Here is a 21,186-nt window from a genome sequence, read left to right on the forward strand (position 1 = left end):
TCATTGTTCGAGTTTGCTGCAACTGCGTTGGATACGGCGTGAGTAAGCGCTAAAGCGCTAACTCAGGCCGACAGCTTTGCATGGGGCCTGAGTAAGCGCTAAAGCGCTAACTCAGGCCGACAGGAGACGATGTCATGAGTTTTGCGTCAGTACTGGTCCTCAACGGACCCAACCTCAACCTGCTCGGCACACGCGAGCCGGCCATCTATGGCTCAGAGACACTCGACGACGTTGCGAGACTTTGCCGCGATGCCGGCGAGCGCCTCGATCTCTCGATCGACTTCTGCCAGTCGAACGCCGAGCATCAACTGATCGACTGGCTGCACGCGGCGCGAACGAAGGTCGACGGCATCGTCATCAATCCGGCTGCGTACACGCACACGTCGGTGGCAATCGCCGACGCGCTCAGCGCAATCGAAAAGCCCGTCATCGAAGTGCATATTTCAAACGTGCATCGCCGTGAACCGTTCCGTCATCACTCGTATGTGTCGGCGGTGGCGGATGCAATCATCGTCGGTTGCGGCACGCAGGGCTACGTGCTCGCGCTGGAGCGGATGGCCACCATCCTCAAGAACAGGGCGGCGAAATGAACGTGCCAATCAATGAACAGGCGAATGCAAAAACGAGCGCACAGGCCAGTGCAAATTCGTATCTGGTCGGCCTGATCGGCTCGGGCATCGGCGGTTCGCTGAGCCCCGCGATGCACGAAGAAGAGGGCAGCAAGCTCGGCTTGCATTACGTGTACCGACGCATCGACCTGGAAGCGTTGAAGCTCGACATCGCAGCGCTGCCCGATCTGCTGGTCGCCGCCGAACGCATGGGCTACAACGGTCTGAATATCACGTACCCGTGCAAGCAGGCGGTCATTCCGCTACTCGATGAATTGTCCGACGATGCGCGTGCACTGGGCGCGGTCAACACGGTGCTCTTCAAGGACGGCAAACGGATCGGGCACAACACGGACTGGTCCGGTTTTGCCCGCGCGTTTCGCCGCGGTTTGCCGGACGCGGCGCTCGAACGCGTGGTGCAACTGGGTGCGGGCGGCGCGGGCGCGGCGGTCGCTCACGCAGCGCTCGCGATGGGCGCGCAAACGCTGACGCTTTTCGACGTCGACGCCGCTCGCGCTGCGTCACTCGCGGCGGAATTGCAAAAGCGCTTTTCGGATCGGACGGTCACCGCGGGCACGTCGCTCGGCGAAACGCTCGCGGCCGCCAACGGGCTGATTCACGCGACGCCGACCGGCATGGCGAAACTGCCCGGCCTGCCGTTGCCCGCCGAATTGCTGCATAGCGATCTGTGGGTGGCCGACATCGTCTATTTCCCGATTCGCACGGCGCTGTTGCAGGCGGCCGAAGCGCTCGGCTGCCGCACGCTGAGCGGCGGCGGCATGGCGGTGTATCAGGCAGTCGACGCGATGCGCATTTTCACCGGGCTCGAACCCGACGCCGAGCGCGTCTATACGCATTTCCAGTCGTTGCTGGAACGCTAACCGGTAGCGCACGCCGGTAAATGACGGATACATAATCAGTTAGAGGAGACTACAACCCTATGCCGCAACCGACTCAAACCGGATCGGCCGACGCCACGCGTCAGGCCGGCGCAAGCGCAAGCACCGCGCGCCGCTCGAACGCCCGCTACCAGATACTCGGGTTGCTCGCCGTCGGCACGATGATCAACTATCTGGACCGCACGGTGCTCGGCATTGCCGCGCCGCAGTTGACCAAGGAACTCGGCATCAACGCCGCGTTGATGGGGCTGCTGTTCTCGGTGTTCTCATGGAGCTATGTCGCTTCGCAGATTCCCGGCGGCCTTTTTCTGGACCGTTTCGGCAGCAAACTCACTTACTTTCTCTCGATGACTTTCTGGTCCCTGTGCACGCTCGCGCAAGGACTCGTGCACGGCATCGCCGGACTGTTCGTGTTTCGCCTCGGTCTCGGCGTCTCCGAAGCGCCATGCTTTCCGACCAATAGCCGCGTGGTCGCAACGTGGTTCCCGCAGAGCGAACGCGCAATGGCGACGGGCACGTACACCGTCGGCGAATATATCGGCCTCGCGTTTTTCAGCCCGTTTCTCTTCATGCTGATGGGCGCGTTTGGCTGGCGTTCGCTGTTCTATGTAGTGGGCGGCGTGGGTATTGTCTTCGGCGTGATCTGGTGGCTGCTGTATCGCGAACCGCGCGATCATCCGTCGGCGAATCAGGCGGAACTCGACTATATCGAAGCAGGCGGCGGTCTCACGCAGCGTCACAAGGATAGCGACGCTGCTGCTGCGCCCACGAAAAGCGGCTTCGAATGGCGCACGATTGGCCGCCTGCTCAAGCACCGTCAATTGACGGGCATCTGTCTCGGCCAGTTCGCCGGCAACTCGACGCTCGTGTTCTTTCTCACGTGGTTTCCGACGTACCTCGCCACCGAACGTCATATGGCCTGGCTGAAGATCGGCTTCTTCGCGATCATGCCGTTTATCGCGGCGTCGATTGGCGTGATGTTCGGCGGGCTTTTCTCCGACTGGCTGCTGCGTCGCGGGAAGTCGGCGAACGTCGCGCGCAAGCTGCCGATCATCGCCGGCCTGTTGCTCGCGTCGACCATCATCCTTGCCAACTATGTGGAGAGCAACGTCGCGGTGATCGCGATCCTGTCAGTGGCATTTTTCGCGCAGGGCATGGCGGCGCTCGGCTGGACGCTGGTGTCGGACATCGCGCCTGAAGGGTTGCTCGGCGTGACGGGCGGCATCTTCAACTTCGCCGCGAATCTCGCGGGCATCGTGACGCCGCTCGTCGTCGGCTTTATCGTCGCGGCGACCGGGTCGTTTGTCGGCGCGTTGGTGTTCATCGGCGTGGTCGCATTGATTGGCGCGCTGTCGTACATCTTTATCGTCGGCGATATCAAGCGGATCGTGCTGGTGGATTGAACAGCCGGTTAAACGCAGTTCGAGTGCACAAAAAACGGGATGTGGCGCAGGCCACGTCCCGTTTTACATTGCGGACCGTAAAGTGAACTGCAAGAGACGCGTCAATTTTCCTTGCGCACAAAACGCAGCACGGCATCGACGATCATCGCGCGATGACGCGCGCGCAATCGCGGATGCGACGGGTCGCGTCCAAACGCCGTGCCGAATGTGTGACGATTACCCACGCGATGAAAGCATAGCGAGCTGATCAGCAAATGCAGATCGATTGCGTCGACGTCGCTGCGAAACTTGCCTGCCGCGACACCGCGTGCAAGCAGGTCTTCTATCGTATGAATGACGGTGACGTTGCGGCCTTTGAAGCTCTTGACCTGTTCGACATACTTCGCGCCGTTGATGTTCTCGATCGTCACGAGGCGCACGAAATCGCGCTGGCGGTCGTGATAGTCGAATGTGAATTCGACCAGCGCGCGCATGCCCTCGACGGGGTCGAGTTCGCTGACATGCAGATCCTGTTCGAGCGCGCGAATGTCGCCGTACACCTTTTCGAGCACCGCCTGGTACAACCCTTCCTTGCTGCCGAAGTAGTAGTACAGCATGCGCTTCGTGGTATTCGTGCGTTCCGCGATCGCGTCGACGCGCGCGCCCGTCAGTCCCATCGCGGAGAACTCCTGGGTCGCGACGTCGAGAATATTGCGCTTCGTCTGTTCGGGATCGTATTTACGTCGGGCGTCGCTACGTCGCGCGTCCTTGCGCGGTGCGTCGGACGGGATGCCGTTGGTATCGGGCTCGGCGGCCTTGCTTCCCTTTTTCATTGTGTATTCGAGCGGCAGTGACCGCGCATTCTAGCATGGTGAAAATAGCCTCTGGCGCGGGGTTTTATGCATAAAGCGCAGCGTATCGAAGTGGCCTCGCGGCGTTTCGGGCAGCCCGCGCGCAAGCCGGCTGCATCGATGCCGGACTGCCTCAGCCAGTCGCACAGCGGCGCTTCGTGCTTTCAGACGCAACCGCGATGTAGCCGGTGGCGCGATCTGTTTTCAGACCGAGCCGCGAGCCCGCCTGCGGCGCGCTGCGAAAATGTCGCGCGCTTGCATCGCGGTGTAGGTCAGCTGTGCGGCGGCGAGACCGACTGCGCCATAGGCGGGCGTCAGGCCAAATTGAGCGAATGCTTCGGGCACCGGACGCTCGCCCGCAATCGCCGCGGCAAGCAGTTCGCCTGAGACAGTGGTCGGCGCCATGCCATGTCCGCCGAAGCCGACCGCATGCCACACCCCGTCCGCGCTACGACCGATTTGCGGCATCTTGTGACGCGCGTAACTCATCAAACCGCCCCACGCGTAGTCGACGCGCACGTCATGCAATTGCGGATACACCTTCAGCAGATCGCGCCGCAGCAATCGTGCGATGACTTCCGGCGCGCGATCGCGCACCGAGATGCGCCCGCCCCACAGAATGCGCGTGTCGGGCAGCGGCCGGTAGTAGTCGAAAGCGAAACGGGTATCGTAGACGGCCGCGCGCGTGTTGATCGCATCTTGCAGACGCGCGCCGAGCGGCTCGGTCGCCATCACGTAAGTCGCAATCGGCAGCACCGCGCGCTCCACCTTCGCATAGACGTTGCGTGCGTAGCCGCCGCCCGCCATTACGACGTGCCGCGCGTCGATGGCGCCTTGCAGCGTGTGCACGACAAAGTGCGCGCCGTCGCGCTGCATACGTATTACAGGCGACTGCTCGTGAATTCTCACGCCTGCCTGGGCCGCTGCATCGGCGACGCCAAGCACGTATTTCAGCGGGTGAAAGTGAAACGCGTTGCGCTCGAAGAGGCCGCCGTGATATCGGCGCGTTTTCAATTGCGATGCAAGCTGTTCGGCTGTCACCGGTTCCCAGTCGACGCCGAATGAATTGCGCATGAGACGCCGCTGCGCCTCGAGCCGCGCGGGTTCGTCGAACCAGTTTGCGAGGATGACGCCGGCGTCGGTCGCATCGCAATCCATGCGGTAGCGCGCGATGCGGGCACGCATCAGATCGACCGCTTCGGTAGTGAGCGTGTATAGCTCGCGCGCGCGGACTGCACCAAGCGTTTTCAGCAATTCCGCGCAATCGAGGCTGTAGCCGCCGAACACGAAGCCGCCGTTGCGCCCGGACGCGCCATAACCGACGTGCCGCGCTTCGAGCACTGCGACGTCCGTGATCCCGCGCTCAGCGAGCCCCAACGCTGTCGACAGCCCCGCAAGCCCGCCGCCGACGATGCACACGTCCACACTATGCCGCCCGGCGAACGGCGCATAGACAGACGAGCGTGTGACGGTGGCTTCGTAAAAGCTTTCCATAGCGGCTAGCGTAGCGGCAATCGCGTGTCCGCGTCCAGCCGCCGCGCAGACTGCGTCAGCGTTCTATCGCGCCGCTAAGGTTCTTTATCGAGCCCAGCGCAACACCAGCGGATCGAGCCGTCGCGCGACTTTCAGCAATCCTTCACGCGTGGCCGGATGCATTGCCGGCAACGGATGACGTACCGCGTCGGAGCGAATCACGCCGCCTTCCTTCATCAGCGCCTTGCACGATGCGAGGCCGCCCTGGCGGTTCTCGTAGTTGATCAGCGGCAACCACTGCTGATAGTGAGCGGCGGCGGCTTCGGTGTCGCCGGCGGCATAAGCGTCGACGATCAGACGGATGCCGTCGGCGTAACCGCCGCCCGTCATCGAACCGGTTGCGCCTGCATCGAGATCGGCCATCAGCGTGATCGCCTCTTCGCCGTCCCACGGTCCGACGATCGCGTCGCCGCCTAACTGGATGAGTTCGCGCAGCTTGTTCGCCGCTTGCGGCACTTCGATCTTGAAGTACGACACATGTTCGATCTCCCGAGCCATGCGCGCGAGAAACGGCGCGGACAACGGCGTGCCGCTGACCGGCGCGTCCTGGATCATGATTGGAATATCGATCGCATCGGACACGGCGCGGTAGAACTCTTCAATGCCGCGCTCGCCGATGCGGATCGTCGCGCCGTGATAAGGCGGCATGATCATGACCATCGCGGCGCCCGCCGCTTGCGCGCGGCGGCTGCGTTCCGCGCATTGATGCGAGCTGAAATGCGTGGTCGTGACGATGACCGGCACGCGACCCGCTACGTGATCGAGCACGAGGTGCATCAGCGTGTCTCGCTCTTCGTCGGACAGGGCAAACTGTTCGGAGAAGTTCGCGAGAATGCACAGACCATTCGAGCCCGCATCGATCATAAAGTCGATGCAGCGCTTCTGGCCTTCGAGGTCGAGCTGACCGGCGTCGTCGAAGATAGTGGGCGCAACGGGGAACACCCCGCGCAATGCTGCGGCATTGATGGTTTGGGTCATGATTCGGGCGCTTTTTTAGAAGTGAAAAGGCGGGTGTGGATGTCTCCATTGCCGACTATACGGCTACGTGGTCCACGGGGTATATTGAATTGTTTCCATCCTGTGATCGCTTTTACGACTCACGTGGCTTTCATGAAAAACACATTGAACGTTTTGCTGGGCAAACTGCGCATGAAGCAACTGCAATTGCTGATCGCGCTCGACGACCAGAAGTCGCTGCATAAAGCAGCGGGCGTCATGTCGATGACGCAATCGGCCGCAAGCAAGGCATTGCAGGAACTCGAATCGATGTTCGAGGCGCCGCTTTTCGAGCGCTCCAAAAGCGGCATGATCCCGAATCAGCTCGGGCATTGCGTGATCCGCTACGCGCGTCTCGTCGCGACCGACCTCGCCGCGCTATGCCAGGACGTCGCCGAAATACGCTCCGGGCGCGGCGGGCGCCTCGCGATCGGCGCGATCATGGGCGCGATTCCCGATTGCGTTATTCCGGCCATCAATCAACTCCATGCGGGGCAGCCGAACCTCTCTATCGAAGTGGTGGAGGACACGAGCGCACGCATGCTCACGCAACTCGACGACGGCCGTCTCGATCTCGTGGTCGGTCGAGCGGCGGTGGCCGCCGATCCTTCGAAATACCAGTATCGTCCGCTCGCCGACGAACCGTTGTCCGTCGTGGTCGGGTACGGTCATCCACCGTTGCGGAGGAAGGAGGTGACGCTCGCCGATCTGGCGGATCACCGTTGGGTGATGTACCCGTCGCATATGCCGTTGCATGCGTTGCTCGAACGCGAAATGGATCTCGCCGGGCTGACGATGCCGGATAACCCTATCTCCACGGCATCCACGTTCGTGACCGTCGCGCTGCTGCAAAACACTGCCGATCTGGTGTCGTTGTTGCCGACGGCGATTGCTGAAATGTTCGTTCGGCAAAAAATGCTGCGCTTAGTGCCGGTCAAGCTGAAGTCGCCTTCGCAAACTTTCGGCGTCGTGACGCGCAAAGGCGGTGTGTTGTCGCCGCCTGCCGGGCAGTTCGTCGAATTGCTGCGGCAGCAGACCGGATTGCAGGAGAAGGTGCGGGACGAAGCCCGGCAGCAGAACCCGAAGCCAACGCCGAAGCGCAACCCCGCCCATGCAGCGTGAAGCGGAAAGCTGCCGGATCTGGCAGTTGGCCGGCGCATTGAAGACGTCAAATATCGCACGGCAATTCGCACTTTGCTATGTCCTCGCAACGGGTGTTGTAGCGGCGACACTGGGGGTAAATCCGAACCAATAGCGCGTACGTCCCCGCGCTACACTCCTTTGAAGGGCGTCGGGTGGAAAAGGCCGGCGCCCGTCCGGGGAGAGCAGTCATGAATCGGCCATCGGTTCGGTTTCCGCTTCGCGCCACCGGCACCAGCCCGGTGCGCAAGTGGTTCAAATGGGCGCTGGCGGCCGCGTTGCTGCTCGGGTTGGCGTGGGTTGCGCGCTTATGCCAGCTCGAAATAGAAACTTCCCGCCTAGAGGCGCACTACCTCTCCGAACTCACACGCGACGTCGGCTTTTCTGTCGACGATGGTCCCAGCCATTCCATCCGTTTTCCCGAGGCCGACAAAGGTCCCTACGACACGCGCCTCGGCTACGCATTGCTGCCGTCCATCCAGCAGCGCCTGCTGCAACGCGGCTTCGAAATCACCGCGCAGGCGCGCGATTCGGAACGCATGCTTTCCCTTGCGGATAGAAGCCTGTTCCTGCCTTACGCCGAAAAGGACCAGGCCGGCTTACAGCTTTTCGACGGCACCGGCACGCCGCTTTTTAGCGCGAGCTTTCCGGGGCGCGTGTACGGCGACTTCGAGGCGATCCCGCCTGTCATCGTTAATTCGCTGCTGTTTATCGAAGACCGCTACCTGCTCGATCCGGATCAACCGAATCGCAATCCGGCCATCGACTGGGGACGTTTTAGCCGCGCGTTGGTCGATCAGGGCGCACGCGTATTCAATCATCATCAGGCGACGCCCGGCGGCAGTACGCTCGCCACGCAGATCGAAAAATTCCGCCACTCGGCGGGTGGACGAACCGCGACGCCGCCGGAGAAGCTGCGTCAGATTGCGTCGGCTTCGGTGCGTGCCTATTTGAACGGCCCGCAGACCATGCCCGCGCGTCAGCAGATCGTGGTGCATTATCTGAATTCGGTGCCGCTGGCAGCACAACCGGGCATTGGCGAGATCAGCGGCATGGGCGACGGTCTGGCCGCGTGGTACGGCCGCGATTTCGCGGACGTTAACCGCATACTGAGCGCGCCTCTGACCGCAGAAAACCTGCCGAAGCAGGGCGAGGCGTTTCGCCAGGTACTTTCGCTGATGATCGCCCAGCGCGCGCCGTCGTATTTCCTGCATCGCGGTTATGCCGAACTCGAACGGCTGACCGACAGTTATTTGCGGCTGCTCGCGAACGGCGGCGTGATTTCGGCCGCACTGCGCGACTCGGCGCTTTCGGCGAACGTCGGATTGCATCGCGCGGCGAGACCCGTGGAAAACGCGGGCTCGTTCGTGTCGCGCAAAGCCGTCACGTCGATGCGCTCCAATCTGCTCGCCGCGCTCGGTATTCCGAGCTTCTACGAACTCGACCGGCTCGATCTGCAAGCCACCGGCACGCTCAACAATGCCGTGCAACAAGCCGTGAGCGAGCGGCTTGCCGCTGCGGCAACACGCGACGGCGCAAAGGCTGCGGGTCTCGTCGGCTTCGAAATGCTGCGCGCAACGGATGACCCGTCGAAAATCGCCTACAGCTTCACGCTATTCGAGCGGCGCGACGGCGCCAATCTCGTGCGTGTGCAAACGGACAGCGTGAACCAGCCGTTCGACATCAATTCCGGCGCGCGCCTGAATCTCGGTTCCACTGCAAAACTGCGTACCGTAGTCACGTATTTGCAGATCGTGTCCCAGTTGCATGCGCGTTACGCTGCTCGCAGCGCGGCAGAGCTCAAGACCATCAAGCCCGATCCGAACGATCAGTTGACACGCTGGGCGCTGGACTACTTGTCGCGCACGCAAGATCGCTCGTTGCAAGCCATGCTCGATGCGGCCGTAGAACGCAAGTATTCGGCGAGTCCCGGCGAAACCTTCTACACGGGCGGCGGCGCGCAGAGCTTCAACAACTTCGATTCGGACGACAACAGCCGCATTCTCACGGTTCGTCGCGCGTTCCAGCATTCCGTGAATCTCGTGTTCGTGCGGATGATGCGCGACATCGTCCACTATGAAATGGTGCAAACCACCGGGCCTTCGTCGCAATGGCTCGGCGATCCGGCGATCCGCAAGATGTATCTGACGCGTTTCGCCGATCAGGAAAGCCGCGTGTACATGAATCGTTTCTACACGAAGTATCACGGCAAAACCCGCGAACAGGCATTGGCGCTGTTGCTGCTCGGCGTGCGGAAGTCGCCGCCGAAAGTCGCCACCGTGTTGCGCAGCGTCGCGCCCGACGAGTCCAATGCGTGGTTCAACGAGAAGATGCGCGCCGCACTGAAAAATACGCCGGCCGCTTCGGTGCTCGACGACGAAGATCTTGCGAAGCTTTACGCCAAGTACGCAATCGACCGCTTCAATCTGAACGACCGCGGTTATATCGCAAGCGTGCACCCGCTCGAACTATGGACACTCAACTATCTGCGCGCGCATCCAGACGCCACGCTCAATGAGATTCAGAGCGCAAGCAGCGATGTGCGTCTGTCGACGTACTCGTGGCTCTTCAAGACCCGTTACCACGCAACGCAGGATCGCCGCATCAAACGCATGGTCGAATTGCGCGCGTACGATGCAATCGGCAAATCGTGGCAGGCGCTCGGCTATCCGTTTGCGACGCTTACGCCTTCGTATGCCGCGGCAATCGGCGCATCCGGTGACAGGCCAGCCGCGCTTGCACAACTGATCGGGCTGATTACAAACGATGGCAACAAGGTCCCGACTGAGAGCCTCACGCGACTGGACTTCGCGAAAGACACGCCGTACGAAACGCATTTCCGGCGAGCAGCCGTCGCGCCGCAACAGCAGCTTTCGCCGGAAATCGCGGGGGTTGTCAAAGGCATGTTGCGCGATGTCGTGACGGGTGGAACGGCGCGGCGTCTCGCGCAAGGCATCACATTCCCGGACGGCCGCACTATGGAGGTGTACGGCAAGACCGGTACGGGCGATCAGCGCTTTAACGTGTTCGCCAAGGGCGCGCGCCTGATCGAGTCGCGCAAGGTGAATCGCAGCGCCACGTTTGTGTTCGCTATCGGCGACCGCTTTTACGGCACGCTGACCGCGTGGGTGCACGAACCTTATGCGGCGCGCTATGAATTCACGAGCGCGCTTTCAGTGCAATTGCTGAAGTCGATGGCACCCGCGTTGCAGCCCTTGCTGGAATCTGCGCCTGCAAAGACCGCTGCTATCTCGGTGAGGAAGGTCACCGCGCAGTGAAGCGCCGTTGACTATTAATAGGCGGGCTCGGTCGCAGGTTTGAGAAACAGTTCGTGCACCGGCGCGAAATGCGCGTAGAGCGGCAGAATCGCGCCGCCCATTGCACGCGCGTCGGCGCCGATCGCACCTTCCAGTAGTTGCGGGCGCACCATGCCTTCCCATTCGAATCTATCTAACACGCGCTCCGTGCGGCGAATGATTTCACGCACCATTTGCCGGTCCAGTTCGCCGTCGATCACGACCGCTTCCAGATCCAGCAACGCGGCCGCATTGGTGAGCGCGTTGGCAATCGCGGGGCACGCGCCATCGAGCCATTCCTCGGTATGCCGCCACATTTCCGGCGCCAACGCGCGATGATCGTGCGCGGCGGCTGCCGGTTTTCCGGCATCGCTCAACAGGCGCTCGAGCACAAAGCCGGAGGCCGCGTGCAGCAGTTGCCGCGCGGGTTTGCGCGCGCTGCTGTCGCGCAGCGGAATCGAACCGACCGCGCCGGCGTTGTCGTGCGGCCCGCCATGCAGGCGGCCGTCGATCACAAGACCGCCGCCGATAAACGTGCCCACGAACAGATACAGAAAATTGTGAATGCCGCGCCCCTGGCCCATCACGAGTTCGGCGGCGCAGGCGGCTGTGGTGTCCTTCGCGAACTCGACCGGTAGTCCCGTCATGGCCGCGATGCGCGAGCGCAAGTCGATCTCGTGCCACGCGTCGAGCGCGTCGGGCGGCGCGCCGAGAAAGTCGCGCCAGCCGCCGAGCCACAACGGTGCGGCTACGCCCACGCCGACCACTTTGCTCGCGTTCGCACCGAGCGCCTGATTCACGCGCGCGAGCTTGCTTTCGAGCGCGGGAAATAGCGTGCGCGGATCCGGATACGGGTACTCGAACACATCGCGGCATACGACGCGGCCTGCGAAATCCATCGCCAGTACGTCGAGACTGCGGCGCCCCACCTTGATGCCGATCGTGTAGGCGCCGTCCGCGCGCAATGCAATCGGCACCGACGGCTGGCCGATTTTGCCGCGCACGCGAGCCTGCTTTTCGAGCAGGCCGTCGTCGATCAGACGGTCGACGATCATCGACACCGTCTGCATTGAAAGACGCGTTAGGCGTCCAACGTCGGCTTTCGGCATCGGTCCATGCAAACGGATTGCCTGAAGCACGATGCGTTCGTTGAATTGCCGCATGCCGACCTGGTTCGAGCCGACGGTGCGTTTGAGGGGTGGACGCACGCCCGTGGTATCCATGCTCACGGTCCCTCAGCGAAGTGACTGCATCATGCAATCGCCTTGACGTCGGCCTCTTTCGCGCCCGTCATGATCGCGACGGCCTCCGACATGTGCACGTCTTTGGTATTGACGAGCGCGGCGCGCCGGCCCAACCGCTGAATATGGATGCGGTCCGCCACTTCAAATACATGCGGCATGTTGTGACTGATGAGAATCACCGGCAGCCCGCGGTCGCGCACGCGGCGAATCAGTTCGAGCACCATGTTGCCTTCCTTTACGCCGAGCGCGGCGGTGGGCTCGTCGAGAATCACCACGTGCCGCGCGAATGCGGCGCTGCGTGCTACAGCGACGCCCTGACGCTGGCCGCCGGACAGCGTTTCAACAGCCTGACGCATCGAGCGAATGCCGATTTGCAGGTCCTTCATATGCGCGGTCGCTTCTTCGAGCATGCGGCGTTTATCGATCATCTTGAAGATCGAGCCGCGCCAGCCCGGTTTCACCAGTTCGCGTGCGAGGAAAAGGTTTTCAGCGATGCTCATGGCCGGCGCGACCGCAAGTTCCTGGTACACCGTCTCGATGCCTTGCGCGCGTGCATCGAGCGGACTGCGGAATTTGACGGGCTTGCCGTCGAGCAGAATCTCGCCCTCGTCGGGCACCGTCGCGCCGGAAAGCGCCTTGATCAACGACGATTTTCCCGCGCCGTTGTCGCCGATCACAGCGAGGATTTCGCCGGGTAGCACTTCGAAATCGCAGCCGTCGAGCGCGGTTACGCTGCCATAACGTTTGACGAGGCCACGCGCCTGCAAAACGGGCAACGCGGCGGAAGCGGAAGTAGGTGTCGACATGACAGGCTCCTGTCGGCCTGAGTTAGAGCAAAGCGCTCACTCAGGCCCCATGCAAGATAGTTACGGTTGAGTGCTCAACCGCGGCGATGAGAGAGTTTGTCCGCAGCCACCGCGAGAATCACCAGCATGCCGGTGATCAATACCTGGTAGACCGAAGAAACGCCGATCAAGGTCAAGCCGTTGCGAAACACGCCGACAATCAGCGCCCCGAGCAGCGTCCCCGCGATCGAACCGCGTCCGCCGAAAAGACTCGTGCCGCCGAGCACTACCGCAGTGATGCTGTCCAGGTTCTCCGTTTGCCCCGCTTGCGGATCGCCGACGCCGGTGCGCGACACCGACAACAACGCTGCGATGCCGTAGATCGCACCGGCCAGCGTATAGACCGTCAGAAGGATTTTCTGCGACGATAAACCCATCAGCCGCGCGGCCTCGGCGTTATTGCCGAGTGCATACAGATGCCGCCCGGGAACCGTATCGCGCAGCACGAACCATGTGCCCAGATACATCAGTAACGCGAGCACCGTGCCATAAGTGACGTCTGCGGGGCCGAACCTGAACGTGTTGCCGAAGAACATCATCGCGTCCGGCAGGTTCGATACGCTTTCCGCATTCGAATAGATTTGCGTGAGCGCGAATGCGATGTTCAGCGTGCCAAGCGTGACGATGAATGCGGGCAACTTGATGCGCGTGATCAACACACCATTCAACAAGCCGAACAGCGTGCTGGCGCCGATGCCGCAAAGAATCGCGAGCGCCGGCGGCAGACCGAGCGTCACCGCGAACTTGGTCATGATGATGGAGCCGAACGCCATGACCATGCCGCACGAGAGATCGATGCCGCCCGTCAGCACGATCAGCGTCTGACCAATTGCAATGACTGCGACGACCATCGTCTGCTGCAGGATGAGCGACAGGTTCTGGAACGACAGGAAACGGCTGCTCTGCGAAATGAAGAAAGCGCATGCCAGCACGAGCGCAATGAGCGGCCCGACTTCGGCGAGCGACGGCAGGCGGTCGGAGAAATGGCGCGGATGGCCCGCGGGCGCGGAAGGAGTCGACATGATGGATGTCCTCGAGACATGAGCGTGGCATGCGCCACGCGGCAAATCATCCGGCGGCCCGCCAAGCGGACCGCCGTACAGTGCGCGTTACTTGTTGCCCCAGCAGTTGTCGAGGCCGAACTTCGTATCCTTGCTGTCGATGCCGGACATCGGCTTGTCGGTGATCAACGTCACGCCCGTGTCCTGGTAGCCGGAGACCTTCTTGCCGGTCTTCGCATAATCGACGCCGGCCGTCACGCCAAGCGAGGCCATCTTCAGCGGATACTGCTGGGAGGTCGCGGCAATCGATCCGGCCTTCACGTTGCGTACACCTTCGCAGCCGCCGTCGATCGACACGATCATCACGCCCTTGTCCTTGCCTGCGGCCTTCAGCGCGCGATATGCGCCCGCAGCCGCGGGTTCGTTGATCGTGTAGACCACATTGATGTCCGGTGATTTCTGAAGGCAGTTTTCCATCGCCGTCTGACCCTTCGCCTGATCGCCGCGCGTGTCCTGGCTGCATACGATCGACGGATCGCCTTCCTTCACGCCGAAGCCTTCAAGAAAGCCGTTATGACGCAGCACGCCCACCGAAACGCCGGGCGCGAGATCGAGCGTGGCGATCTTCGCGGGTTTGCCGTTCATCGCGGCCTTCGCGTATTTGCCGATCAGCACGCCGGCTTTGAAGTTGTCGGTGGCGAAGAGGGCGTCTGTGGCGTCCTGCGGATCTGTCGGCGTGTCGAGCGCGACCACCATCACGCCAGCGGCGCGCGCTTTCTTGATGCTCGGCACGATTGCCCTTGTATCGCTCGGCGTGATCAGAATTGCCTTGGCGCCGGCCGTCATCATGTTTTCGATTGCAGTCACCTGGCTCGCGTTATCGCCGTCGAATCTGCCGGCTGCCGTAATCAGCTTTGCACCGTCTTTTGACGCGGCCGCTTCGGCGCCTTGCTTCATCTTCACGAAGAACGGGTTGGTATCGGTCTTCGTGATCAGGCCGACGACCGGCTGGTCGGCTGCCTGGCTCGCGCTCGCGCACCAGACCGCCGACGCCGCGACGCACATCGAGACGATTTTCCTGGCGACAGGAAGCCTGCGGGAATTCAGATTCATGGGACGCTCCTCCGGTTATTGGTCATGACGTTCTTGAACTGCTGACGGTTGCGCACACGAACGCTGCGCGGGCGCAACCTTGAATGCGGCTGGTCCACACGGTCGATGCAAGACCGAGGGATGCTGCCTAAATCACTTTGGTTGATTTAGTACAGCAGGCGGGAACGCGCGAGTCAAGGATCTCGTTGACGACGGATTCACGGCAACAAACCTCGTGCCGCAGTGCAGAGCCTTGTACGACGGGGCTTTCAGGCGGTGGTGCAGCGCAGCGCCGAAGGAGCTGGGTTGGGGAAAGTCCTGGCTACGGTGAAAGCGATACGAAAGCATATCGGCCCGTATTGACCGCATATCGACGCACGATCTGGCGCGTGAGCGGCTCGCGTCGGCCACGTTCGCAGCTTTTTATTCGCGGGTTTAGCGCGAGGGCGGAGCGCCGGTCGAGGCACGCACCACAAGCTTCGGCGCCGACGAAACACGCATCGGCACCTTGGCCTTGCCGCGGCCCGGCTGTCGATACGACGACTCGATCAGCTCGCGCAGCAACGACACAGCAAGCCCGGCTACTTCGACTGTCGGCACGGCGACCGTGGTCAATGCCGGCCGCGACTCGCGCGCCAGTTGAATGTCGGTGATGCCCACTACGGAAAGATCGGCGGGTATGGCGAGGCCCAGGTCCGCGGCGGCATGCATTGCGCCGAGCGCGGGTAGATCGTTGGTCGCGAAGATCGCAGTAAGTTTCGGATCGGCTTCGAGCAACGCGCGCGCCGCGGCGTAGCCGCCCTGGATCGTATCCGCAGCGTGTTTGACGCGGTTTTTGCGCACGCCGGCCGCACGCAGCGCATCGACGAATCCTTCATAGCGGGCCGCATGAATGCCGGAAGCCTTGCTGCCGACAATCGCGCCTATCCGCCGATGTCCCAGTTCGAGCAGATGCTTGCCGGCAAGCTCGCCGGCCAGACGAAAATCGACCGCAACGCAGGGCAGGCGCGGTGGCTCGTTCGGCCGCTCCCACATGCACAACACCACGGGCGTACCGCGCGATTCCGTCACGTGAAGATCCGCGAATTGCAGGTTGGCGTTGGTCACGAGCACGCCCTCGGAAAGCGTGCCGGCAATCTGGTCGAGGTATGCGCGGCCAGTCAGTGGATCTTCGTTAGTATTGCAAATGATCACGAAATGGCCGCTCGTGCGCGCCGCGCGTTCGACGGCTAACGCGAACTCCGGATAGAACGGATTGGCGATGCTCGACACCATCAGTGCGAGCGTCGGGGCGCGGCCTTCGGCTAGCGCGCGAGCGGCGAGGTGCGGCCGGTAGCCGAGTGCATCGACGGCTTCGAGAACGCGTTGACGCGTCGTCTCGCCGACGCGTCCGCGATTGCGCAGCACATTCGATACGGTGGCAGGCGTGACACCGGCTTGACGCGCGACTTCGCTAAGTGTTGGCATGTCTCTTCATTATTTGGGATGGCTGCCCGACATTTGCATCAGCGGGCAAGGCGCGGCACCATCTGTCGCACAGACAAAACGACACGGAGACAGGCAAGGTCCGACGATCGCACGCGATCGCTTTTTTCGGTCCGGCTGATTAAGCGCTTAATCTCTGACGTCGAGCCGATTAAATCACGGAGTCGATGCGATGGCGAGCATTTCGTTAAGAGGCGTGCAGAAAGCGTATGGCGACGGCGCGCCGGTGATTCGCGATGTCGATCTGGAGATCGGCGAGAACGAGTTCTGCGTTTTTCTCGGCCCCTCCGGTTGCGGCAAGTCGACGTTGCTGCGCATGATCGCGGGGCTCGAAGATCTCACCGATGGCGATCTGTTCATCGGCGGCAAGGTGATGAACGACGTTCCGGCTGCGCAGCGAGGCGTAGCGATGGTGTTCCAGAGTTACGCGCTCTTTCCGCACATGACCGTGTTCGAGAACATGGCGTTCGGGCTGAAACTCGCCAAAACCCCGAAAGACGAAATCGACCGCAAGGTGCGAGAAGCCGCGCGCATTCTGCAACTAGAAGCGCTGCTCGAACGCAGGCCGAAAGCATTGTCCGGCGGCCAGCGTCAGCGCGTTGCAATCGGCCGCGCGATTGTGCGCCAGCCCGGCGTGTTTCTCTTCGACGAACCGCTCTCCAATCTCGACGCCACACTGCGCGGCCAGACTCGCATCGAAATCGCGCGGCTGCACAAGCAGTTCGCGAAGGCGAGCGTGGTCTATGTGACGCACGATCAGATCGAAGCCATGACGCTCGCGGACAAGATCGTCCTGCTGCATGCGGGCAAAGACACTGAACATTACGGCAGCATCGCGCAAATCGGCGCGCCGCTCGAGCTATATCACCGCCCCAAGAGCCGCTTCGTCGCGGGGTTCATCGGTTCCCCGCGCATGAACTTTTTGCCGGGACGTATTGCTTCCGTTGACGCACAAGGCGTGCTCGTCACGCTCGACCATACGCAGGAAAACGTGCGCGTGCCTGTGGATGGTGCCTCGCTTCAGGTTTCGCAAACGGTGACGCTCGGCGTGCGTCCTGAACACCTCGAATTCATTGATACCTCAGCGCCTCACGATGACGCCGTTCTGTCACGCACTGTGTCGCTCGTCGAACAACTCGGCGAGCACAGCTATGTGCATCTCGATCAACCCGGCGGGGCCGCGCTGATTGCGAAAGCGCCGGGCGACACGCGACTCGCGCCAGGCGATCGCGCGAATCTGCGCGTGCCGCGCCACGCCACGCACTTGTTTACCGAAGACGGCTTCGCCGCCCCTTCGCTCGAATCCGTCGAACACTACGCATAAAGGATATTCGGATGCGCCTTGGAGTCTGTTATTACCCGGAACACTGGCCCGAGTCTATGTGGGAAGACGACGCGCGCCGGATGAAAGCACTCGGTATCGAGCAGGTGAGAATCGCCGAATTTGCGTGGAGCCGCATCGAGCCGACGCCTGGCGAATACGATTGGGCCTGGCTCGATCGCGCAATCGATGTACTCGGCGCCGCGGGCTTGCAGGTCGTGATGTGCACGCCCACCGCGACGCCGCCAAAGTGGCTGATCGACCGCCACCCGGATATCTTGCCGATTGGTGCGGATGGCCGAGCGCGCGCGTTCGGTTCGCGCCGTCACTATGACTTTTCGTCGCCGTCGTATTTCGCGGCCTCGCAGAAGATTTGCACTGCAATTGCCGAGCGTTATGGCAAGCATCCGGCCGTTGTGTATTGGCAGACCGATAACGAGTTCGGCTGCCATCACACGGTGGTGAGCTATTCGCCCGCAGCAGTGGCGCGTTTTCGCGAGTGGCTGAAGGCGCGCTACAAAACAATCGATGAATTGAACCGCGCGTGGGGCACGGTGTTCTGGAGCATGGAGTACCGCGGCTTCGACGAAATCGACGCTCCGGTGGCGACTGTGACCGAGGCGCATCCTTCGCACCGGCTGGATTACCGGCGTTTCGCGTCTGATGAAGTCGTGCGCTATAACCGCATGCAGGTCGAGATCATTCGCGCTCATTCGCCGGGGCGGCCGGTTGCGCACAACTTCATGCAACTCTTCACCGAGTTCGATCACTACAAGGTCGCTGCCGACCTCGACGTTGCCGCGTGGGACAGCTATCCGCTCGGCGCACTCGAGGAGCAATGGTTTGCGCCTGATGTAAAAGCGCGCTGGCCGCGCAGCGGCCATCCGGACTTCGCGTCGTTTAACCACGACGTGTATCGCGGTATGTCGAAGCTGCCTTTCTGGGTGATGGAGCAACAGCCCGGTCCGGTGAACTGGGCGCTGTGGAATCCGGCGCCATTGCCGGGCATGGTGCGGCTGTGGAGTTGGGAGGCGTTCGCGCACGGAGCGGGCTGCGTGTCGTATTTCCGCTGGCGTCAGGCGCCGTTCGCGCAGGAGCAGATGCATGCGGGTTTGAACACGCCGGATAACCGGCTCGACGTCGGCGGTAGCGAGGCCGCGCAAGTGGCGTCGGAAATCCACACGGTACTCGCTGCTGATGCGCACGCCAATGCCGCGATTCGTTCGAAAGTGGCGCTCGTTTATGACTATGAAGCCAAGTGGTTGTTCGAGATTCATCCGCAGGGTGCGGACTTTCACTATCCGCGCTTTGCATTCGAGTACTACTCGGCGCTGCGCGCGCTAGGACTCGACGTTGACGTGGTGCCGGTCGACGCATCGCTCGACGGCTACGCTCTCGTCGTCGTGCCGCCGCTGCCGGTCGTGTCGACGGACCTGGCCGCGCGTCTCGCAAGTTCCGGTGCGCAAGTGGTGCTCGGGCCGCGTACCGGTTCGAAGACCCAGGACTTGCAGATTCCCGCGAATTTGCCGCCGGGCGCGCTCGCTGATGTGTTGCCGCTGCGTGTGTGGCGCGTGGAATCGATGCGGCCGAACGTGACGGAACCTGTGCGGCTTGCCGGTACGCAAGACGCGAACACCCAGGACGGTGTCGCGCGTCACTGGCGGGATTTCGTCGAAAGCAACGACACCGATCCGTTAGAAGTACTCGCGCGTTTCGCCGACGGCCACCCCGCATATGTGCGAAGCGGTGCGTTCCATTACCTGGCGAGCGTGTTCGACGATACGCTCACTGTCCGGCTCTTCGAGAAAATCGCACAACAGGCCGGCATTGAAACGATGCCGCTTGGCGAAAGCGTGCGCATTAGCCGGCGCGGCGCGCTGACCTATGTGTTCAATTACGGCGACACTGCGCACACGATTACCCATGTGGCAGACGACGCGTTCGTGATCGGCTCAGCGGCCGTCGAACCGCAGGGCGTGGCAGTGTATCGAGCGAAATGACCGGGTGAAGTAGCGGGACGATGTGCAAGCCGGAATTCCACGCAGTAACGACAACGACGCAAAATCAGGCAATAAAGGAGACAGGTAGATGAAAATGAAACCACGCAAGGTTCTGCTGGCACTCGCGCTCGCTGCGGCGGCTGTCGGAACATCCGTCGTCAGCACCGCGCAGGCCGGCACGTTGACCGCGAATATCGCGTTCAAGGGCGCGAGTCAGCGCGCGGTCTGGCAAGCCGTTGTGGACGACTTCAAGAAGACGCATCCCGGCATCGACGTGAAAGTGTCGTTCATCGACGAAGAAGCGTACAAAGTGCAACTGCCCGGCTGGCTCTCGACGGTCGCGCCCGATATCGTCAACTGGCATGACGGCGAACGCATGGCGTATTACGCGCAGCGCGGCCTCTTTGAAGACCTGAGCGGCGACTGGGCGAAGAACGGCTGGAACGAGATGTATGCATCGACGAAGGAAGCGTCGTCGTATAGGGGCAAGCAATATGCGGCGCCCACGGTGTACTACTCGTGGGGCATGTTCTATCGCAAGGATCTCTTCCAGAAAGCCGGCATTTCCGGCGAACCGAAAACGTGGGATCAGTTTCTCGACGACTGCAAAAAGCTGAAAGCCGCCGGCATTACGCCGATTGCGGTTGCAGGCCGCGATGCATGGACGCTCGCCGGTTGGTTCGATTATCTCGATCTGCGTGTGAACGGCAACGCGTTCCATCAGAAGCTGATGGCGGGTGAAATTGCTTACACCGATCCGCGCGTGAAGAAGGTCTATACGACATGGAAGCAGTTGATCGACGCAGGTTATTTCATCGACAACTCGCTTTCCTACGATCTGGATTCGGTGCAGCCGTTCCTATTCCAGGGCAAGGCCGCGATGATGCTGATGGGCACGTTCATCACGGCAGGCTTTCCGCCGAATGTGAAGCCGGAAATGGGCTATTTCCAGTTCCCGATCATCGATGCCAATGTGCCGACTGCCGAAGACGGTCCAGTTGAATCGCTGCATATCCCGTCGAAGGCGAAGAACAAGGCGGACGCTCACACGTTCCTCGCGTTTGTCGAGACGCCTGAAATCGGCGCGAAACTCGCTGCGGGTCTCGGTTCACTGTCGGCGAACAGCAAATCGCCCGAGCCGGAAGATCCGATCTCGAAGATCGGCTTCCAGATTCTCGCGAATACCAAGGGTGGCATTGCGCAGTTCTACGATCGCGACATGACGAAGGAAATGGCGGATGAAGGCATGAAGGGGATGCAGCAATTCATCTCCGATCCGTCGAAGCTCGACAGCGTGCTCGCGCAACTGGAACAGACGCGCAAGCGCATTTACAAGAAGTAGGGGAAGGGGCGGCCGTGAGGCTGCCTTTTGTTGTATCCATCGGCAACGATATTGTATGGGACCACAGTCGGCGCTTTGCATTGCATCCGGGTAGCGGGCCAAACCGCGAACTCGGGTCCGCAGCCAAAGCGCTGGCGCTGGTCAAAGGGAG

At 61.7% G+C, this 21,186-nt stretch carries 16 protein-coding genes; 8 read left to right on the top strand and 8 right to left on the bottom strand.

Going from position 1 to position 21,186, the window contains the following annotated elements; genetic code table 11:
* Positions 1-134 precede the first annotated feature (134 nt).
* Genes aroQ through F759_RS0119900 form a run of 3 tightly spaced genes read left to right on the top strand, consistent with a single transcriptional unit; the run spans position 135 to position 2,910 of the window.
* Positions 135-590, top strand: a complete 456-nt coding sequence (gene aroQ, locus F759_RS0119890) for a type II 3-dehydroquinate dehydratase (protein WP_027801427.1) — start codon at positions 135-137, stop codon at positions 588-590.
* Positions 587-1,489 (top strand): shikimate dehydrogenase, encoded by a 903-nt coding sequence (locus F759_RS0119895; protein WP_027801428.1) that lies wholly within the window; start codon positions 587-589, stop codon positions 1,487-1,489. Before aroQ ends, F759_RS0119895 begins: the two co-directional genes overlap by 4 nt.
* 59 nt (positions 1,490-1,548) lie before the next feature.
* Positions 1,549-2,910: an MFS transporter gene (locus F759_RS0119900; protein ID WP_027801429.1), complete on the top strand. Its 1,362-nt coding sequence runs from the start codon at positions 1,549-1,551 to the stop codon at positions 2,908-2,910.
* A gap of 101 nt (positions 2,911-3,011) precedes the next feature.
* On the opposite strand, the gene F759_RS0119905 is transcribed toward F759_RS0119900, so the two are convergent.
* The 3 genes from F759_RS0119905 to F759_RS0119915 form a co-directional block, all read right to left on the bottom strand.
* Entirely contained in the window at positions 3,012-3,722 is a 711-nt protein-coding gene (locus tag F759_RS0119905; RefSeq protein WP_027801430.1) for a TetR family transcriptional regulator, read from the bottom strand.
* A 222-nt stretch (positions 3,723-3,944) separates the two neighbouring features.
* Positions 3,945-5,234, bottom strand: a complete 1,290-nt coding sequence (locus tag F759_RS0119910; RefSeq protein WP_027801431.1) for an NAD(P)/FAD-dependent oxidoreductase — start codon at positions 5,232-5,234, stop codon at positions 3,945-3,947.
* Between the two features lie 84 nt (positions 5,235-5,318).
* The gene (locus F759_RS0119915) at positions 5,319-6,251 is read right to left on the bottom strand and encodes a dihydrodipicolinate synthase family protein (protein ID WP_027801432.1); all 933 of its coding nucleotides are present in this window, start codon (positions 6,249-6,251) and stop codon (positions 5,319-5,321) included.
* 132 nt (positions 6,252-6,383) lie between these two features.
* On the opposite strand from F759_RS0119915, the gene F759_RS0119920 reads away from it, so the two are divergent.
* Positions 6,384-7,391: a LysR family transcriptional regulator gene (locus tag F759_RS0119920; protein ID WP_027801433.1), complete on the top strand. Its 1,008-nt coding sequence runs from the start codon at positions 6,384-6,386 to the stop codon at positions 7,389-7,391.
* A gap of 209 nt (positions 7,392-7,600) precedes the next feature.
* Positions 7,601-10,687 carry a transglycosylase domain-containing protein gene (locus tag F759_RS0119925; protein ID WP_027801434.1) on the top strand — a complete coding sequence of 1,029 codons (3,087 nt, stop codon included), beginning with the start codon at positions 7,601-7,603 and terminating at the stop codon, positions 10,685-10,687.
* A gap of 14 nt (positions 10,688-10,701) precedes the next feature.
* Here the strand turns inward: F759_RS0119925 and F759_RS0119930 are convergent, their stop codons facing one another.
* The 5 genes from F759_RS0119930 to F759_RS0119950 form a co-directional block, all read right to left on the bottom strand.
* The gene (locus tag F759_RS0119930) at positions 10,702-11,928 is read right to left on the bottom strand and encodes an ROK family transcriptional regulator (protein WP_027801435.1); all 1,227 of its coding nucleotides are present in this window, start codon (positions 11,926-11,928) and stop codon (positions 10,702-10,704) included.
* Positions 11,929-11,957: 29 nt separating this feature from the next.
* Positions 11,958-12,755: an ATP-binding cassette domain-containing protein gene (locus F759_RS0119935; protein ID WP_027801436.1), complete on the bottom strand. Its 798-nt coding sequence runs from the start codon at positions 12,753-12,755 to the stop codon at positions 11,958-11,960.
* A gap of 74 nt (positions 12,756-12,829) precedes the next feature.
* A complete protein-coding gene (locus F759_RS0119940; RefSeq protein WP_027801437.1) occupies positions 12,830-13,816 on the bottom strand; it encodes an ABC transporter permease in 987 nt (328 codons plus the stop codon).
* Between the two features lie 87 nt (positions 13,817-13,903).
* A complete protein-coding gene (locus tag F759_RS0119945) occupies positions 13,904-14,908 on the bottom strand; it encodes a sugar ABC transporter substrate-binding protein (RefSeq protein WP_027801438.1) in 1,005 nt (334 codons plus the stop codon).
* A 414-nt stretch (positions 14,909-15,322) separates the two neighbouring features.
* Entirely contained in the window at positions 15,323-16,354 is a 1,032-nt protein-coding gene (locus F759_RS0119950) for a LacI family DNA-binding transcriptional regulator (RefSeq protein ID WP_027801439.1), read from the bottom strand.
* A 190-nt stretch (positions 16,355-16,544) separates the two neighbouring features.
* Here F759_RS0119950 and F759_RS0119955 point away from each other — a divergent pair, with 190 nt between their 5' ends.
* The 3 genes from F759_RS0119955 to F759_RS0119965 all read left to right on the top strand — a co-directional run bounded on the left by F759_RS0119955 (position 16,545) and on the right by F759_RS0119965 (position 21,035).
* Positions 16,545-17,696: an ABC transporter ATP-binding protein gene (locus tag F759_RS0119955; RefSeq protein ID WP_027801440.1), complete on the top strand. Its 1,152-nt coding sequence runs from the start codon at positions 16,545-16,547 to the stop codon at positions 17,694-17,696.
* A gap of 11 nt (positions 17,697-17,707) precedes the next feature.
* Positions 17,708-19,693, top strand: coding sequence for a beta-galactosidase (locus F759_RS0119960; RefSeq protein ID WP_027801441.1), 1,986 nt, complete (start codon positions 17,708-17,710; stop codon positions 19,691-19,693).
* An 88-nt stretch (positions 19,694-19,781) separates the two neighbouring features.
* Positions 19,782-21,035 (top strand): ABC transporter substrate-binding protein, encoded by a 1,254-nt coding sequence (locus F759_RS0119965; RefSeq protein WP_027801442.1) that lies wholly within the window; start codon positions 19,782-19,784, stop codon positions 21,033-21,035.
* Positions 21,036-21,186: the final 151 nt, after the last annotated feature.

The sequence above is a fragment of the Paraburkholderia dilworthii genome (assembly GCF_000472525.1).
GTDB classification, from domain to species: domain Bacteria; phylum Pseudomonadota; class Gammaproteobacteria; order Burkholderiales; family Burkholderiaceae; genus Paraburkholderia; species Paraburkholderia dilworthii.

Excerpts from the sequence above, each read along its gene's own strand:
- F759_RS0119945 (WP_027801438.1), bottom strand. The coding sequence starts at position 14,908 with ATGAATCTGAATTCCCGCAGGCTTCCTGTCGCCAGGAAAATCGTCTCG.
- aroQ (WP_027801427.1), top strand. The coding sequence starts at position 135 with ATGAGTTTTGCGTCAGTACTGGTCCTCAACGGACCCAACCTCAACCTG.
- F759_RS0119930 (WP_027801435.1), bottom strand. The coding sequence starts at position 11,928 with ATGGATACCACGGGCGTGCGTCCACCCCTCAAACGCACCGTCGGCTCG.
- F759_RS0119910 (WP_027801431.1), bottom strand. The coding sequence starts at position 5,234 with ATGGAAAGCTTTTACGAAGCCACCGTCACACGCTCGTCTGTCTATGCG.
- F759_RS0119940 (WP_027801437.1), bottom strand. The coding sequence starts at position 13,816 with ATGTCGACTCCTTCCGCGCCCGCGGGCCATCCGCGCCATTTCTCCGAC.
- F759_RS0119895 (WP_027801428.1), top strand. The coding sequence starts at position 587 with ATGAACGTGCCAATCAATGAACAGGCGAATGCAAAAACGAGCGCACAG.
- F759_RS0119915 (WP_027801432.1), bottom strand. The coding sequence starts at position 6,251 with ATGACCCAAACCATCAATGCCGCAGCATTGCGCGGGGTGTTCCCCGTT.
- F759_RS0119965 (WP_027801442.1), top strand. The coding sequence starts at position 19,782 with ATGAAAATGAAACCACGCAAGGTTCTGCTGGCACTCGCGCTCGCTGCG.
- F759_RS0119955 (WP_027801440.1), top strand. The coding sequence starts at position 16,545 with ATGGCGAGCATTTCGTTAAGAGGCGTGCAGAAAGCGTATGGCGACGGC.
- F759_RS0119935 (WP_027801436.1), bottom strand. The coding sequence starts at position 12,755 with ATGTCGACACCTACTTCCGCTTCCGCCGCGTTGCCCGTTTTGCAGGCG.
- F759_RS0119925 (WP_027801434.1), top strand. The coding sequence starts at position 7,601 with ATGAATCGGCCATCGGTTCGGTTTCCGCTTCGCGCCACCGGCACCAGC.
- F759_RS0119950 (WP_027801439.1), bottom strand. The coding sequence starts at position 16,354 with ATGCCAACACTTAGCGAAGTCGCGCGTCAAGCCGGTGTCACGCCTGCC.
- F759_RS0119905 (WP_027801430.1), bottom strand. The coding sequence starts at position 3,722 with ATGAAAAAGGGAAGCAAGGCCGCCGAGCCCGATACCAACGGCATCCCG.
- F759_RS0119920 (WP_027801433.1), top strand. The coding sequence starts at position 6,384 with ATGAAAAACACATTGAACGTTTTGCTGGGCAAACTGCGCATGAAGCAA.
- F759_RS0119900 (WP_027801429.1), top strand. The coding sequence starts at position 1,549 with ATGCCGCAACCGACTCAAACCGGATCGGCCGACGCCACGCGTCAGGCC.
- F759_RS0119960 (WP_027801441.1), top strand. The coding sequence starts at position 17,708 with ATGCGCCTTGGAGTCTGTTATTACCCGGAACACTGGCCCGAGTCTATG.